We start from the raw sequence: 16,569 nt of genomic DNA, 5'->3' as shown, positions 1-16,569 counted from the left end.
AACTAATCGATAAATTTAAAAGGATCCCTTCACTGAATACTTTATTGGATGAACTCAAAAACAAAATAAAAAAATCTATTCAGTTTGAGCTTATGTTTGTTGTTGCTATATGTTTTTTAATATCGTTTCTTTTTTATAACTTTACTAATAATATTCTTAAAAGAGAATATACAGAGCCTCAAATCACTTATGATTATGATTCAATAGAGCGACAAGCAAACGATCTTTTAAAAAATATAGAAAGTAAAGAAAATTTAACACTCTCTGATAAAGAAATTATAGAAAGTGAATTAAATAAATATTCTGATAACGCTAAGTGTTATATAACAGATTTAGATGGTAAAATTCTTTTTAAAACCACGAATGTAGCCGAAGATTCTATTGATATTTATACAGCTTTAAAAAATGCTATGACAAATGTTAATTACGAAAGCGCAAATATGCCTAAAGAAAAAAATTATATAATGCCACTTAAAATTAATGACGAAAGAATTTATTTAATATACTCAAAACTTCCTGAAGCCACAATAACTTATAATGTTGTCAATGTTTCCAATTCACATTTCGCATTGCTTCTTACTTTTATTGTTTTCATTATAAGTTTTGTTATTATAACCAATCATAAGATGAAATATCTAGATGAAATTGCTTCTGGATTAAAAATAATTGCAAATGGTAATTTAGATTATAGAATAAAAGAAAAAGGCGATGATGAAATCAGGAATATAGCCTATAATATAAATAATATGGCAAAAGAAATAGGAGAAAAAATTCAAGCTGAACGAGCAGCTGAAAAAACAAAAACTGATCTAATCACAAATGTATCTCATGATCTTAGGACTCCATTAACATCTGTTATGGGATACTTAGGTCTTGTAATAGATAATAGATATAAAAATGAAGAAGAGATGCGTGAATACTTAAACATTGCATTTTCAAAAGCTGAAAGATTAAAATTACTTATTGAAGATTTATTTGAATATACAAAGTTAAACAACGATGGTATATCACTTTCTAAAAGTAGCGTTAATCTTTCTGAATTTTTATCTCAGCTTTTAGAAGAGTTTTTTCCAATACTTGATGAAAATAATCTCACTGTTTATAAAAAATTTGAAAATGAGAAGCTAATTATTTCAATGGATACTTTAAAAATGCTTAGGGTATTTGAAAATATATTAACTAATGCTATTAAGTATTCATATAAACCTGGAGAAATAATAGTCGCACTATATGAAGATAATAACTATGCAATGATAGTTTTTAGAAATAAAGGAGAGCATATTCCTAAGGAAAAAGCTGATAAACTTTTCGATAGGTTTTACAGAACTGATGAATCTAGAAATTCTAACACTGGGGGATCCGGTCTAGGTCTTGCCATATCAAAAAATATTGTTGAATTGCATGGCGGTGCTATTTGGGCTCAATCAATAGGTAATAACATTAATTTTTATATAAAACTAAAACTTTAAAAAAATGATCAATTTTCACTTATCAATTATCAATGACCTCTAAAATTCTAAAGTGATTTATAGATACTATAAATTTTTCTTTTAAGAATTATCTTTCATTGAAAATTAAATATTGAGAATTGATCATTTAAATTAGATTATCTTTGCACTTTTAATGAATCCTGAATTATCATATCAATTAATTGAGTAAATCCTATATTTAATGCTGCTGCACTTTTAGGAATTAAACTATTCTTAGTCATACCTGGTAATGTATTTACTTCTAATATATAAGGTGTTCCTTCGCTTGTAACAATCATATCAACTCTAGAATAAACTTCACATTTTAAAGCTTTATAAGTTTCCAAAGCCATTTTTTCTACTTCTTCATGTAAGCTTTTTTCTAGCTCAACCACAATTTCTTCTGAACCGCCATCCTCATATTTTGATGTAAAATCAAAGAATTCACCTTTTTTAGGTTTAATAGCTATTACTGGCATCATTTTATCTGCAAATACTGGGCATGTTATTTCGTCACCTTTAATGAATTTCTCAATCATAACTTCATTATCCCATTTAAATGCTTCTGCTACGCATTCCTCAATTTGTTTTTCCTCTTTTACAATAAATGTAGCTACACTAGATCCTCCATGTGTTGGCTTAACTACAACTGGATAACCTAATTTATTTATTTCATCATAATCAACATTATCATCTTCTCTTAAATTAATCCATGGTGCTGTTCTTATTCCCGCTGACTTCAACATTGATTTTGTTACATCCTTATCCATACACATTGCACTGCTTAAAGGCCCACAGCCTGAGTATGGTATTCCTAGTGTTTGAAGCACCGACTGAACTGTTCCATCTTCTCCAAATTTTCCATGCAATGCTAATAAAGCAAAATCTATACCTTTAACCATATTTATTATATCTTCTTTTTTATCTATTATAATTGATTCAACATCATACTTTTCTTTATCAATATTTTCAACTATAGACATACCACTTTTTAATGAAATTTCTCTTTCTGATGATATACCGCCCATTATTACTCCAATTTTCATAAAAATACCTCCAAAATTTATATTTGATCTAATTGTATAGTTTTAATTATAATCTGTGCTTATATCAATTATTAATTTTAATCATAATTTGTGTTTATATCAATTATTAAAATAACTATCTTTATATATATTTTACTAAAATCTATTGTAAAAAAAAGAACCACTAATTTATAAAATAAAATTAGTGGTGGATTTTTTCAGCTTACAATTTCAAAATATATAATTTTTATTATAAAAGAAAATTGTTATTTTTTTGTTCTTGTTTTATTATCATATTTACATTCTTTATTAAGTGGACATTCACTACACTTAGGATTTCTAGCTGTACAACATCTTCTTCCATGAAATATTAACATATGATGCATAAGCGACCATTCTTTTTTAGGTAACTCCTTTTGAAGTTGCTTTTCAACTTCTAACACGCTCTCTGAATTAGCTAATCCTAATCTATTAGATACTCTAAACACATGAGTATCTACTGCTATTGATGGAACTCCAAATGCATTTGACAAAACAACATTTGCTGTCTTTCTGCCTGCTCCCGCAAGAGAAGTTATTCCTTCCATTGTTTGAGGGACTTCACCATTAAATTTCTCTTTAACTTGATTAAACATCATTATAAGATTCTTAGCCTTATTTCTATATAAACCTATTTGTTTTATTCTTTCTTCAAGTTCATCGTTTGTTATTGTAAGAAAAGCATCTAAATCAGGATAATCTTTAAATAGACCTTCAGTTACTTCATTGACCTTTTTATCTGTAGTTTGTGCAGACAAAATTGTAGCTACAAGCAATTGAAGTGGTGTCTCATAATTTAATTCACACTTAGCATCTGGATATGTCTCTTTTAATATCTCTACAATTTTTTTTGTCCTTGCTTTCATTATAAATTCTCCTTATTTATAAACACCTCTATAGCTTTCTGGTAAAAGTTTAGCTATACTTCTCATTAGTGTGTCCATACATCTATCTTCGTATGCATGTCTATCCTCATCTTTTTCTCTTGGAGGAAATTCTACTTTCTCTCCTATTTTTATAGTAACATCTGCATGATACCATTTTTCTCTTCCCATATCTCCATCTTCACTGATTGGTAGCAACTTGTCGGTTCCACTCATTCCAATTGGAATTATTTCAGCTTTAGACATTCTTGAAAAAAGAAGTATTCCTTTTTTCCCTTCTATCATAGCTCCAGTTCTACTTCTTGTTCCTTCTGGAAATATCAAAATATCTTCTCCGCCCTTTAAAACCTTAACAATATTAGTAATAGCTTCTTTATCAGCAGAATTTGGTTTTATCCCTATATTTTTCACAATCTTAGTTCCAAGATTAGTTATTGGATCATCAGATAACTTTACTCCTGCAACAAATGTTGGATCACTTTTTTCCTTAAGTATTTTAGATAAAATTAATCCATCTGAATTACTAAGATGATTGCATATAAATATTCTTGGTTTTTTGACTTTATCTATATTATCCAATCCTTCAATTTTAATGTTAGCATATTTTTTTATATAACCATTAGCAATGCTTTTAGCAACTTTTATTACAAATCCTTCTGGCAGCATTCCTATTATTTTAACTGTAATTGGTGATAACATTCTAATCAGCCTTTCTAAAATAAACATATTAAATTTACACTATTTACATTATATATTCTTTTATACTTTCGTGCAATTTTTATATATAACTATATGACACTACTATAATATTGTATAAATTCATTTTTAATACTATATAATGTAGTTTATCCTATAATAACACTATAAGTTATCCCTATTCATTTTTCAACACTAATTTTTCCAGATATTTCTGTAGATATGGAGATTCAAATTTTTTATGTTGCATATTATCTTTTAAATATAATTGCTTTCTTATTAAAGCATTTCTTTTTAAAATATTCTTTCCTCTCCAGCCACAGGATGTTAATTTAAAGCTATTTTTAAACTCAGCATTTCCCATATTTATAATAAAATCTTCGTTATTATCATTCATAAACTCTAAGCTATCAAACTCTCTTATTGATGATAATTTTGCTTTTTTATTGTATGGGCATTTCAATTGACAGCTGTCACAACCAAAAACTCTGCCATCCAGCTTCTTAATTTCCCAATCTTCAAGTTCTTTTTTTTGTGTTATGTATGATAAGCAAATATTGCAATTTTTCTTTATACTATTAATCGATTTGGTTGGGCATTCACTATAACATATAGTACAATCTCCACATTCTTTAAAAAGATTAATTTCTTCAAAACTTCGTTTATCTTCTTCATAAAATTCTAAATCTGTTATAACTTCACCTAAAAAAACATATGATCCATATTCCTTTGTTATTATCATATTATTCTTTCCTATAAATCCAACTCCAGAAATATAAGCTAAATATCTTTCTGGAAGTGTATTACTATCCACAAAAGCCTTTGCCTTCCCACCATAATTTTCGATTATATCTATTATATTCTTCAAATACTTATTTACAACATAATGATAATCACTTCCTCTAGTATAAAGTGAAAATCCATTATCTATTCTATTATCTATATTTAAAGAAAGATAAGGGAAAGCTATAGAAACTATAGTCTTTCCCTCTTTAAACCATTCCCTGCCTTCTATTCTAAGGTCTATATTTTTTTCTTCAAATTCATTTTCTAAGTTCAAAGCTTTTCTTTCTTTAAAAAAGCCTTCCAATTCTTCAAACCTTCTACATCTTATAAAACCTACTGAATTTATACCTAATGAAAAACAATAATTAATAATGTCTTCTTTTACTCCCACTTTAACTCCTCTAAATAACCATATCATTAAATATTTTTTTACGGCGACCTTTTAAATCACTTATTTCAATTATACTTGAATTAGACTTAGCTTTCACTATATTTTTTGCTCTAATTCCAACAGCTGTTGCACCTTCTGGAACATTGTGGAGAACAACCGAATTAGCTCCTATCTTAGCATTATTTCCAACTATAATAGGCCCAAGTACCTTGGCTCCAGTTCCTATCAGCACATTATCTCCAATTGTAGGATGTCTCTTTCCAGTATGCTTTCCCGTACCACCTAGAGTTACTCCATGATAAATAGTTACATTATCTCCAACTTCAGCTGTTTCACCAATTACAACTCCCATACCGTGGTCTATAAATAGTCCTTTTCCTATTTTGGCCCCTGGATGAATTTCTATACCTGTAAAAAATCTAGATAGCTGTGAAATCAATCTTGCTAAGAAAAATAATTTATGCTTATATAAAAAATGTGTTAATCTATATGCTATAATTGAATGCACACAAGGGTATAAAAATAATACTTCTAATTTACTCTTTGCAGCCGGGTCTTCTTTTAATATTCTTTCTAGGTCATAATTGAGTCGTTTAAACAAGTTCCTTCCTCTCCTTCAATAAATTCAGTTTGTGGTAATAATATTACTCATATAATCCCATTGATATATATTTTTCTCCACCATCTGGTGCAATTGCTAACACTTTTTTACCCTTTCCAAGTTTTTTAGCTAATTCTATTGCTGCATATATAGCAGCACCACTTGAGATTCCAACTAATACACCCTCTTTATCTGCAAAAGCTTTTGCAGTTTTAAAAGCATCTGTATCTTTTACTCTTACTACTTCATCGATAAATTCTTTTTCATATATGCTTGGAATAAATCCTGCGCCTATTCCTTGTATCTTATGGCCGCCTGGATTTCCGCCACTTAATACTGGTGAAGCATCTGGTTCAACTGCAATTGCTTTTATGGCTGAATTTTTCTTTTTAAGATTTTTAGCTACACCAGTAATTGTTCCACCAGTTCCTACTCCTGCAATCACTGCATCTAAATCTGGAATATCAGTAAATATTTCTTCTGCAGTTGTTGCATAATGCTTTTCTGGATTAGCTATATTTTCAAATTGTTGTGGTATAAAATACTCATCCCCGACACCTATTTCTATAGCTTTCTCGATGGCACCTTTCATTCCTTTTGCGCCTTCTGTCAAAACAAGTTCTGCCCCATAAGCTTTAATTAAATCTCTTCTTTCCTTACTCATTGTCTCTGGCATTACTATTATTACTTTATAGCCTTTTAATTTTCCTATAAGGGCTAATGCTATACCTGTATTTCCACTTGTTGGCTCTACTATAGTAGATCCCGGCTTTAATAATCCTTCTTTTTCAGCTTTTTCTATCATTCCTAGTGCAGCTCTATCTTTTACGCTTCCACCTGGATTAAACTTTTCTAATTTAACATATATATCTGCGATATTGTCATCCTTCACTAAATTGTTCACCTTTAAAATTGGTGTTTTTCCTATCAATTCTAATACTCCATTATAAATCATACGCTTGTCCTCCTACTATTTTATACTTATTTTAAATCTATTTAATTGCTTTAATCTTAAGTGTTTTTAAATTATCATGCATGAAAATTTATGTTTTAATCATAAAACCTGTGAATTAACTTTTATAAATGTATATAAAAAAACCCCGTCGCTATAAAACTATAGAGACGAAGTAAATCCGCGGTTCCACTCTAATTGAATTAAATTAATAATTCCTCTTTGGTTTCAGCACATTATTATGCTATATCACTATAACGGGTGAATCCGGAGAATCATACTCTTATATTCTGATTTCAACTCCAAAGGGCACTTCACATAAATTTCTGATGAAAAGTTCTCAGCCTTCTTTTCTCTCTGTTAACATTCCTTTATGTTACTTTCCTTTTTCATAGTCTTTATTCTTAATTTTTTATTCCGAGTGTTCTGATAAACTTTATATATTCATTATATGACTTATATAAAAAAAGGTCAACACCTTATCAAGTATTTTTTTCCATAAATATTAATTTTTCTTTTTCCAAAGTGGATAAAGAAACTCATCTATTAAATCGTGAATAATTACAATCCCAATTAATTTTTCATCTGCATCAATTACTGGAACAGAATTCAAATGATACTTCGCAGCTACTTTAATAACTTTGTTAATTTCATCATCAAATCTCACTCTTGACACAGTTTCATCCATTATTTCTTTTATTTTGATCTCTGAATCATTTATAATTAAATCTCGTATTGGAACTACACCTTGAATCTGCTCATCTTTGTCAGTTATATAGATATAATACATAACCTCTTCATCTGGCTGCATTTCTTTTAATATATCGATTGTTTCACCAACTGTTATATCCAGATTTACTGAAATAAACTCCTTACTCATTATGCTTCCAACAGTTTCATCTTCATAATTTAAAAGTTCTTTTACTTCTTCTGCATCTTCTCGCTCCAAATTTAATAATATTTTTTCTCTTTCTTCTTCATTCAAATCATCTAATAAATCTGCAATCTCATCGTTAGGCATATTCTCTAAAACTTCAACTGCCTTACTATCTGATAATTCCTTTATTATCTCTGATTTATATTCTGAATCTATTTCCTCTAATGTGTCTGCTGCTAAGTCTTCATCTAATGATTCTAATACCTGTTTTCTTGATGTTGAGTCTAATTCTTCTAGTATGTCTGCAAGATCAGCGGGGTGAAGTGTTGATAACTTTTTATATGGCAAGTTAATCTTTAAATTATTATCTACCATTTCTAAAGATTCAACATCGTCCCATCGTAGCATCTTATCAGTAGTATCTTTTCTAAAAAGTTTAAATATAAATTTAGCTAATCCACCTATACCTAAACGTCTATATTTTGCTAGTGGACCCGCTTCTACTCCTATTACCCTATATTCACCAGCTATTTTTGCTATTCTTAAATCATTAACACTTACAACTTTTTTCCCATTGATATCTACTATTTTTTTATCTAATAAATTCTCTGAAAGTAGATAGCTATATCTCATAGGAAGTATTTCTTTACTTCCTCTAGTTTTAATTTTTACTTTACCATCTTTCTCATTAAATTCTATATATTTAAATTCATAATGGAAAGTCACTCCATCTTTTTTTAATTTATAACCAATAACACGTGGATATCCATCTTCTGTAGTAACATAAATATCTTTTAGACTTCCTAAGACATCGCCAAATTCATCATATACCTTTTTCCCTAAAATAATAGAATATAGGAATGTAGATAATTTCATAATTTAGATTCCTCCTTTTTTATTCACAGAAAGAAGTCATTAAATACGAAATTATCCACATTTATATGTATATATTTTATACATAATCAGCATAATTATTTCCAAAACTTTCATATTTTATAAGTTAAATAAATAATGCTGATTTAGTGCATTTCAAATAAATGAGCTCTCTCTGAATATATTTAGTTTTTGCCGTATGATAATTAATATTCTGAGGTCCTTCCTCCATTTTTTGATACACCATCCTTTATCAATTTATAATTTACAATTCATGATTCACAATTTAAAACTCATAATTATAACTTGCAATAAATAAATATAAATTTTAACTCATATTTTATAAACTTATACTAAATAAATTTAAATATTCCTTCAATAGAAATTTTATAATTAAATTTAAGTATTTATTCTTTCTTAATTATTATATTATATAGCTTCAAAAAGGCAACAAATTTTTGCTTTTCTTTAAAAATTAATTATTGCATATATTTTATTATAAAAATGAATATATATTATCTTATAAATTCTGAAAATACTTAAATTATCATCCAAATTTTACTTTCTTTAAATATTTGTAAAATTAACATCCGTATGTTAAACTGAAATCTGTTAATGAATAGAAAAATAGCTAGTATAATAACTAGTTATTTTTTTAATATATCTTAATTAATATAATAAAGAATTGGAGTTAATATATATGAAGCTTTGCAAAGAATTTTTACCTATAAGCAAGGATGATATGAAACGTAAAGGTATAGAACAATTAGATTTTATAATTGTAACAGGTGATGCTTATGTTGATCATCCTTCTTTTGGTACTGCTATTATTGGTAGAACACTTGAAGCTCAAGGTTTTAATGTTGGTATAATTGCTCAGCCTAATTGGCATAATTGTGATGACTTCAAAAGATTAGGATGTCCAAAATATGCCTTTTTAGTTAATTCAGGTAATATTGATTCTATGGTAAACCACTACACATCTGCAAAGAAGAAAAGAAGAGATGATCTCTATTCTCCTGGTGGTGAAGCTGGACATAGACCTGATAGAGCCGTTATTGTTTACTGTAATAGAATTAGAGAAGCTTATAAAGATATTCCCATAGCTATTGGCGGTATAGAAGCAAGCCTTAGAAGATTTGCTCATTATGACTATTGGGATGATAAAGTAAGACGAAGTATACTATTAGATTCAAAAGCTGATCTTCTAATGTATGGAATGGGTGAAAAAACAATCGTACAGATTGCTGATTTATTTAGATATGGTGGGCATATACAGAATATGGATAATATTCGAGGAACTTGTTATATAACTAAAGATATTTCACATATTAATAAACCTGTGATAGTCCCATCGTTTGAAAAAGTATCTACTGATAAAAATGCTTATAATGAAGCATATAAATTAGAATATTACGAACAGGATTCCATTCTTGGAAGGACCATAATTCAGCAATATGGAGATAGATATCTGGTACAAAATCCACCACAAGAAAATCTTACACAAGAAGAAATGGATGAAACTTATAATTTACCTTATACAAGAACATATCATCCTATATATGAAGAAAAAGGTGGAATTCCTGCTATAACTGAAGTTAAATTTTCTATAACTAGTCATAGAGGCTGTTTTGGTTCTTGTTCTTTCTGTGCATTAACTTTTCACCAAGGAAGAGTAATCCAAAATAGAAGTCAGGAATCTATAATTGACGAAGCGGAACTACTTACTACTTTACCTGATTTTAAAGGATATATACATGATGTTGGAGGTCCAACTGCCAACTTTAGGCATAGAGCATGTAAAAAGCAAGAAATTCATGGCACATGCAAAACTAAACAATGTATGTTCCCTTCTCCTTGTAAAAATTTAATTATAGATCATACTGAATACTTATCACTTTTAAGAAAAATAAGAAAACTACCTGGAATAAAGAAAGTATTCGTACGTTCTGGAATCAGATATGATTATTTAATTCATGATAATAATGATGCTTTTTTCAAGGAATTATGTGAACATCATATAAGCGGTCAATTAAAAGTTGCTCCTGAACATGTTGTTCCTAGAGTTTTAAATCAAATGGGTAAACCTACAAGGGACGTTTATGATAAATTTGTTAATAAATATTTTAAGATAAATAAACAACTGAATAAAAATCAATTTTTAGTGCCTTATTTGATGTCTTCTCATCCTGGTTCAGATTTAAACGCTGCAATTGAGCTTGCACAATACGTTAAACATATGGGATATACACCTGAACAGGTTCAAGACTTTTATCCTACTCCTGGAAGTCTTTCAACGACTATTTATTATACAGGCGTTAATCCTATTACAGGTGAAAAAGTATATGTTCCTAAAACTCAAAGTGAAAAAGATATGCAAAGGGCTCTAATACAATTTGCTGTACCAAAAAATTATGAAAAAGTAAAAAAAGCTTTAATTGCTGCTCACAGAGAAGACTTAATTGGAAATAGTAAAGATTGCCTAATTGGATATGCTCCCAAAAAACAGGGATATCAAGGAAAAAATAAACTTAATTCTTCTACGAATATAGCAAAGGGGAATTCCAATACAGCAAAGAGCAATTCCAAAAAATACTCTAAAAATAAAAATAGTAATTTCAAAAAATCTAATTCAAAAAAAAATAATTCTAGATTTAATTGATAATTATTAAATGTTTTTTTATTATTTGTTAAGAAACATTTAAGATGCATGTTTTATAATAATTTGTAATTAATAGTATTTAATATTTATAAGAAACGGGGAATGATGGGTGAAAAGAAATATTTATATTATGGTTAGCCAAACTGGAACTAACTGCTCTAAAATATTACAATTTTTTACGCGTGCACCTTATAATCATGCTTCTATAGCACTTGATGAAGATTTAAATTCTTTATATAGCTTTGCCAGACAGAACTTATATATTCCACTAATTGCAGGATTCGTTAAAGAAAATATAAATGAAGGAATTTATAAGCTCCATGATAATACAGTATGCCAAATATACCGTATATCTATTACAAACAAACAATATAGAAAATTACAAAGAGAAATACGTGAATTCGAAAGAAACGGAAATAAATATCATTATAACTTTGCTGGTCTTGTAGCCATGTTATTTAACATACCATATCACAGACCTAATCACTATGTTTGTTCTCAATTTGTTGCGTACGTACTAGAACAATCAGAGTCTGTAAAATTTAATAAACATTTTACTTTAATAAGACCATATGACTTTTGTGATTTAGCCGAATCATCAGATGTTGATTTAGTATATTCAGGGAAATTAGCTGATTATAATACTGCATTTGCATAAAAAGTCACCATACAGATTTATTTGTTATAAATCTGTATGGTGACTTTTTTACTTATTAATTTTTTTGAATCCGTTAATAACAAAATTCATAATTATTAAAAATATTAATTCTCCACTAACTGAATAAGGAAATACTTTAATTCCTCCAAGTATTGTTACTTCCTCAGCCATAACTAGCACTATGGCTAATATAACAAACCATATTCCTTTTTTATTAACAAATGGTTTATCAAGTATTACTACATTTATAATCATTAATACTCCAAGTAATATTAATGAAAGCATGGATATTGTAACCTCATTATCTAATCTTATTATAAAACCATAAATATAACTTACTTCCATTGTCACTTTTGATAAGTGCAATATAATTGCATATATTATCCCTACTATAACTGCTATAATATAGCTACCAGTAAATTTTAATTTTTCCGCTCTTAAATAAACATAAGATATAGGTATTATCATAAGTGGTATTGTTATATAATCTAAAAATACTAGTAGTTTTAAATAATATAAAAAGTTACTATTTTTAATTAAACATAAACATAATAAAGCTATATTTCTTAATAAAAATAATGTTATTACAATAGTTAAATAAATTTTTATTTTTTTAGGTGAATAATCTATATTCTTTTTTATCATTAAAAAGGATAAAAAAATTATAAGTAACAAAAATATATAATACGCAAGACTCACACTTTACACTCCCGTCTAATATTTCGTTACTTATATTTATTATTGTTTATATTAATTTATTCCTAAAACTTTAATTCCTTTTTCAATACATTGAATCCTTAAAGGAAAATCAGGGCCTCTCTCTCCATCTATATCAGTAACTATATCTTCGCTAGATTCTATATACAAATCATCAGTCTTAAAATATACAACCTTATCAGAGTCTAAATGTTCTCCTCTTAGTACCTTTATAAACAGAGGTATTAATTCTATTATTTGAATTGCCTTAAATATTATTACATCAAGTTTTCCATCTGTAACATCAGCCTCAGTTGCTAAATTAAAGTTGCCTGCAGTTTTTCCATTAAATACTAGCAGTAAATACATTTCTCCATCAAAAGTGCATTCCTTAGATGTAAGTTTTAGCTTTAATCTTCTGAAATTAGGAAGTTCCTCTAACCCTTTTAAATAGTATGCTAATTTCCCTATTGTATTTTTTAAATTAACATCAGTCTTTTGAGAAACATCTGTAAACAGTCCTGTGCTCGCAACATTAACGAAGTATTTTTCATTAATTTTACCAATATCTATAAGCTTTGGTTTTGAGCTTAAGATCTGCTTACACGCAGTTTCTACATCACTTGGTATTCCAAGAAAGCTACCAAAATCATTTGCCGTTCCAACAGGAAGAATTCCTATGGGAAGATTTATATTTCTCTGTTCCATAGCATTAACAACTGAATCTACAGTTCCATCTCCTCCAGCAATTAATATATATGCATAAGTGTCATCTACAATATCAAGAGCTTCACTTAAATCCTTTCCTTTTTTTATTCTGTATGGAACAATAATCATTCCTACGTCTTGATGTATTCTTATTACATTATCTATTTCGTCTATTATTCCATTTTCACCCGAATAAGGATTATAAATAAATCTAACCTTCTTCATAAAAGAATTTCTCCTCTCTAAAGTTATTAATTTACATCTTTTTCCTATCACATAAAGATTATTATACCATTTTAAAATTGTAGTGTCGAGAATAAAAAAGCATTACTTGCAATATATTATATATAATAATATGAGTATTACATTAATAATATCTTAAAGTTATTTAATGTCTTATATTATTTGCATTTATATGGTATAATATTTTTTTGTAAGTAGTTTTTAATTTCTAGGAGGATTTTATGAGGAAAAGTTGTATTCCAAACGTTTTTACCTTTCTCAATCTATCTTGCGGAGTTATATCTATCTTATCAACAATGAACTTTAATTACATTCTTGCATGTATTTTTATTTTATTAGCTGGTTTAGTAGATAGATACGATGGTAGGATTGCTCGTTTTTTAGATGTGTCTAGTGATTTAGGTAAAGAATTAGACTCCCTAGCTGATTTGGTTTCATTTGGTGTTGCACCATCAATATTAACATATATATTATTTGATTTTCAAAACTTTGGTCCAAAAGGACTATTAGGTCTTATTTTACTTTTATTATTCCCTATTTGTGGAGCGTACAGACTTGCAAGATTTAATGCTGTTCAGTTTGATGGGTGCTTTACTGGAGTACCAATAACAGTTGTAGGATGTTTTATGGCTTTATATAATTTGCTTACTTTAAATATATTTCTTCCTAAAATCATTCCTATGTTTTTAATGATTTTAGGTTCATATTTAATGATCAGTAAAATTCGTTTGAAAAAATTTTAATATTTAAAAAGAACTCTAATTTCATAAATGAAATAGAGTTCTTTTTAAATATATTCCTTCATTCTTCCTCTTCCCTGTTTGATGAATTTTCAAAATTCAATTCATTATCTATTTCTGTAAATATACCATCTTTTTCTGTATTTGCTGAAATATAGCTGTTTTTAACTTTACAATATTTTAAGTACCCTGTTCCACATCTGTCTAATGTATTTATTAATTTATCTATTAATTCCCCTAATTCATCTGCTCTTTCTATTGCTTTCCTTACTTCACTTTTCTTTGCTATGTTTATACTGTATAGATCAGCAGCTCCAGCTATTAATAATCTATAAGCATTCACATAATTCCCCAATAAGTTACTCAAATTTTGTATATCTACATATTGCTTATCCAACAGATCATTATAATTCATATTTCCTCTCCCAAAATTAATCTACTAATTATTTTATATTTTATTTGTTTTAATAAAATACCATTATTATATTATTTTATTTACTAGACTTGTGCAGTGATTTGGATATATATACCAAAAGGCCAATATTTTATTCTTTGATATTTAATCCCCCTTGCTTTTAAGCCATTTTGGAAAATTGCTCAATTTAGTGCGCAAGTCAAGTTATTTATATAAATAAATGAGAATCACTAATAAGTAATTCTCATTAAAATCATTTATATATCCAACTTTATTTCATTATTTATATATTCTTCATCTGATTCTTCAAAAATATTTTCTCTTCTTTTGCAATCTGATTTTTCTAGATTATTCTCTTTAGATTCCACCTTCTCTGAAAAGGGATCACATTCTCTTAATAAGCTTTTTTCCACCTCAATTTCTGTGTCAATTCCTTCCGATTCTTTATTATTTTTCTCAATTAAGTTATCAGAATAGCTCACTTGAACATTATACTCATCTGGATAATTAAAAAACATTTATATTCACTCCTATTTACAATCTATATTTTCTATTTTTTCAAAAAATGATTTTGGATATTTGCACAAAGGACATCTATCTGGTGCTTCTTTACCTTCATATATATATCCACAATTTAAACATTTAAAGTAACAAACTTCTTCACATTTAAATATAGTTTCACCTTTTACTTCTTTTGCTAATTTTGAGAATATTTCTTTATGGCTTTCCTCTACTTCCTGCAATTCTTTATAAAAATCTGCAATTTCTTTAAAACCTTCTTCTCTTGCAACTTTTTCAAATTCTTTATATATAAATTGACTTTCTTCAGCTTCTCCAAGGGCTGAATCTATTAAATTATTTTCTGTATCGCAGACTTTTTTTAAGTATCTTTTATATGCTTCTCTTGCATGAGCATATTCATTTCCTGCTATCATATTAAAAATTTCTGATATCCAAACATATCCGTCTGCTCTTGCTTTTTCAGAATAAAGGTTATATTTCGTTCTAGCTCTGCATTCTCCTGCATAAGTCTTATATAGATTCTTTTCTGTTCTGCTTCCTTCCAAGTCCATAAAAATCTCCAACTATTATTACATATAAATAAAATATTCACTTTATTTAATTCTGCTACTAAAGCTTTTATTTAATTTTCTATCCATTGCCTATAATCTATTGTTCTCTGATTCCTTTAATAATTAGTCTATGAGATCCTACTCTAATTGGAGTGCATGTTATTAGTGTTATTTCTTCTTCCTCACTTTGGTTTAATACAGATACTTCTTCTGGCTTTACTACTTTAATTTCTGTAACTTTGTATTTAAACTCTTTTCCGTTATATTCAACAATAATTTCATCATTTTCTTCAATTTCATCTAATCTATTAAAAAATTCTCCATAGGTATAACTTCTATGTCCAATTACGCAGAAATTACCCTTCTGACCTGGCATAGCCGTATCTGAGAAATGTCCAACAGAATATTTTAATGTTTCATTATCTACCCCTTCACCAATGCCAACATTCAAATCTAATTTGGGGATACTTAAGATCCCTATTATATTGCTTGATTGTTCTTGAGAAGTATATGTTTCAAACGCTTTCTTATTCTCGTTAAAAGATTTGTCTTCATTTTGCATATTTGAAATATAATTTCTATAATTATCTACTATCTTTTTTTGTTTATAATCAGTAATTATTTTTAATGAAATTGCTACAATAATAATGATGCAGCCCAAAGCTATAAGCATTTTGCCTAAATATTTCTTTATCATTTTATTGACTTCTCCCTTTATATAAATAGATATTTATTAAAAAACTGCCTTAAAAGTCTTAGTCTTTTAAGGCAGTCTTTTCTA

The 16,569-nt window shown here is 27.9% G+C and carries 17 protein-coding genes and 1 other annotated feature; of the genes, 4 read left to right on the top strand and 13 right to left on the bottom strand.

Annotated features, from left to right (window positions below; all coding sequences use genetic code 11):
- Positions 1-5 precede the first annotated feature (5 nt).
- On the top strand, positions 6-1,469 hold the full coding sequence (locus tag CNEONATNEC86_RS04415) for a sensor histidine kinase (protein ID WP_230131911.1): 1,464 nt from the start codon (positions 6-8) through the stop codon (positions 1,467-1,469).
- Positions 1,470-1,606: 137 nt separating this feature from the next.
- Here CNEONATNEC86_RS04415 and CNEONATNEC86_RS04410 read toward each other — a convergent pair whose 3' ends face one another.
- The 7 genes from CNEONATNEC86_RS04410 to CNEONATNEC86_RS04380 form a co-directional block, all read right to left on the bottom strand.
- The gene (locus tag CNEONATNEC86_RS04410; protein WP_159135582.1) at positions 1,607-2,515 is read right to left on the bottom strand and encodes a D-alanine--D-alanine ligase; all 909 of its coding nucleotides are present in this window, start codon (positions 2,513-2,515) and stop codon (positions 1,607-1,609) included.
- A 245-nt stretch (positions 2,516-2,760) separates the two neighbouring features.
- Positions 2,761-3,399, bottom strand: coding sequence for an endonuclease III (gene nth / locus CNEONATNEC86_RS04405; protein WP_058294049.1), 639 nt, complete (start codon positions 3,397-3,399; stop codon positions 2,761-2,763).
- Between the two features lie 12 nt (positions 3,400-3,411).
- On the bottom strand, positions 3,412-4,116 hold the full coding sequence (locus CNEONATNEC86_RS04400; protein ID WP_058294048.1) for a lysophospholipid acyltransferase family protein: 705 nt from the start codon (positions 4,114-4,116) through the stop codon (positions 3,412-3,414).
- Positions 4,117-4,291: 175 nt separating this feature from the next.
- Entirely contained in the window at positions 4,292-5,290 is a 999-nt protein-coding gene (queG, locus tag CNEONATNEC86_RS04395; protein WP_058294047.1) for a tRNA epoxyqueuosine(34) reductase QueG, read from the bottom strand.
- A gap of 10 nt (positions 5,291-5,300) precedes the next feature.
- Positions 5,301-5,891, bottom strand: a complete 591-nt coding sequence (gene epsC, locus CNEONATNEC86_RS04390; protein ID WP_058294046.1) for a serine O-acetyltransferase EpsC — start codon at positions 5,889-5,891, stop codon at positions 5,301-5,303.
- A gap of 43 nt (positions 5,892-5,934) precedes the next feature.
- Entirely contained in the window at positions 5,935-6,846 is a 912-nt protein-coding gene (gene cysK, locus CNEONATNEC86_RS04385) for a cysteine synthase A (RefSeq protein WP_058294045.1), read from the bottom strand.
- Positions 6,847-7,006: 160 nt separating this feature from the next.
- Positions 7,007-7,245 (bottom strand) — a binding site (T-box leader).
- Between the two features lie 103 nt (positions 7,246-7,348).
- A complete protein-coding gene (locus tag CNEONATNEC86_RS04380; RefSeq protein ID WP_058294044.1) occupies positions 7,349-8,596 on the bottom strand; it encodes a magnesium transporter in 1,248 nt (415 codons plus the stop codon).
- A 697-nt stretch (positions 8,597-9,293) separates the two neighbouring features.
- On the opposite strand from CNEONATNEC86_RS04380, the gene CNEONATNEC86_RS04375 reads away from it, so the two are divergent.
- A complete protein-coding gene (locus CNEONATNEC86_RS04375; protein WP_159135581.1) occupies positions 9,294-11,255 on the top strand; it encodes a YgiQ family radical SAM protein in 1,962 nt (653 codons plus the stop codon).
- Positions 11,256-11,364: 109 nt separating this feature from the next.
- The gene (locus CNEONATNEC86_RS04370) at positions 11,365-11,913 is read left to right on the top strand and encodes a hypothetical protein (RefSeq protein WP_058294042.1); all 549 of its coding nucleotides are present in this window, start codon (positions 11,365-11,367) and stop codon (positions 11,911-11,913) included.
- A 48-nt stretch (positions 11,914-11,961) separates the two neighbouring features.
- Here the strand turns inward: CNEONATNEC86_RS04370 and CNEONATNEC86_RS04365 are convergent, their stop codons facing one another.
- Together CNEONATNEC86_RS04365 and CNEONATNEC86_RS04360 are read right to left on the bottom strand one after the other, a co-directional pair.
- The gene (locus CNEONATNEC86_RS04365; RefSeq protein WP_058294041.1) at positions 11,962-12,612 is read right to left on the bottom strand and encodes a hypothetical protein; all 651 of its coding nucleotides are present in this window, start codon (positions 12,610-12,612) and stop codon (positions 11,962-11,964) included.
- Between the two features lie 51 nt (positions 12,613-12,663).
- Complete coding sequence (locus CNEONATNEC86_RS04360) at positions 12,664-13,542, bottom strand: YegS/Rv2252/BmrU family lipid kinase (protein ID WP_058294040.1); 879 nt, start codon at positions 13,540-13,542, stop codon at positions 12,664-12,666.
- Positions 13,543-13,781: 239 nt separating this feature from the next.
- Here CNEONATNEC86_RS04360 and pssA point away from each other — a divergent pair, with 239 nt between their 5' ends.
- Positions 13,782-14,303, top strand: coding sequence for a CDP-diacylglycerol--serine O-phosphatidyltransferase (pssA, locus tag CNEONATNEC86_RS04355; RefSeq protein WP_058294039.1), 522 nt, complete (start codon positions 13,782-13,784; stop codon positions 14,301-14,303).
- Positions 14,304-14,361: 58 nt separating this feature from the next.
- On the opposite strand, the gene CNEONATNEC86_RS04350 is transcribed toward pssA, so the two are convergent.
- From CNEONATNEC86_RS04350 to CNEONATNEC86_RS04335, 4 genes are all read right to left on the bottom strand, one after another.
- Positions 14,362-14,715: a hypothetical protein gene (locus tag CNEONATNEC86_RS04350; protein WP_058294038.1), complete on the bottom strand. Its 354-nt coding sequence runs from the start codon at positions 14,713-14,715 to the stop codon at positions 14,362-14,364.
- 257 nt (positions 14,716-14,972) lie between these two features.
- Positions 14,973-15,233 (bottom strand): hypothetical protein, encoded by a 261-nt coding sequence (locus CNEONATNEC86_RS04345; RefSeq protein ID WP_058294037.1) that lies wholly within the window; start codon positions 15,231-15,233, stop codon positions 14,973-14,975.
- Between the two features lie 12 nt (positions 15,234-15,245).
- Positions 15,246-15,788 (bottom strand): rubrerythrin family protein, encoded by a 543-nt coding sequence (locus CNEONATNEC86_RS04340; RefSeq protein ID WP_058294036.1) that lies wholly within the window; start codon positions 15,786-15,788, stop codon positions 15,246-15,248.
- Positions 15,789-15,885: 97 nt separating this feature from the next.
- Positions 15,886-16,485 (bottom strand): class D sortase, encoded by a 600-nt coding sequence (locus CNEONATNEC86_RS04335; RefSeq protein ID WP_125149337.1) that lies wholly within the window; start codon positions 16,483-16,485, stop codon positions 15,886-15,888.
- Positions 16,486-16,569: the final 84 nt, after the last annotated feature.

This window comes from Clostridium neonatale (assembly GCF_900465025.1).
In the GTDB taxonomy this organism is placed as follows: Bacteria; Bacillota; Clostridia; order Clostridiales; family Clostridiaceae; genus Clostridium; species Clostridium neonatale.
Note: the sequence above shows the minus strand (reverse complement) of the source record. Positions and strands in the feature narration are given on the sequence as shown.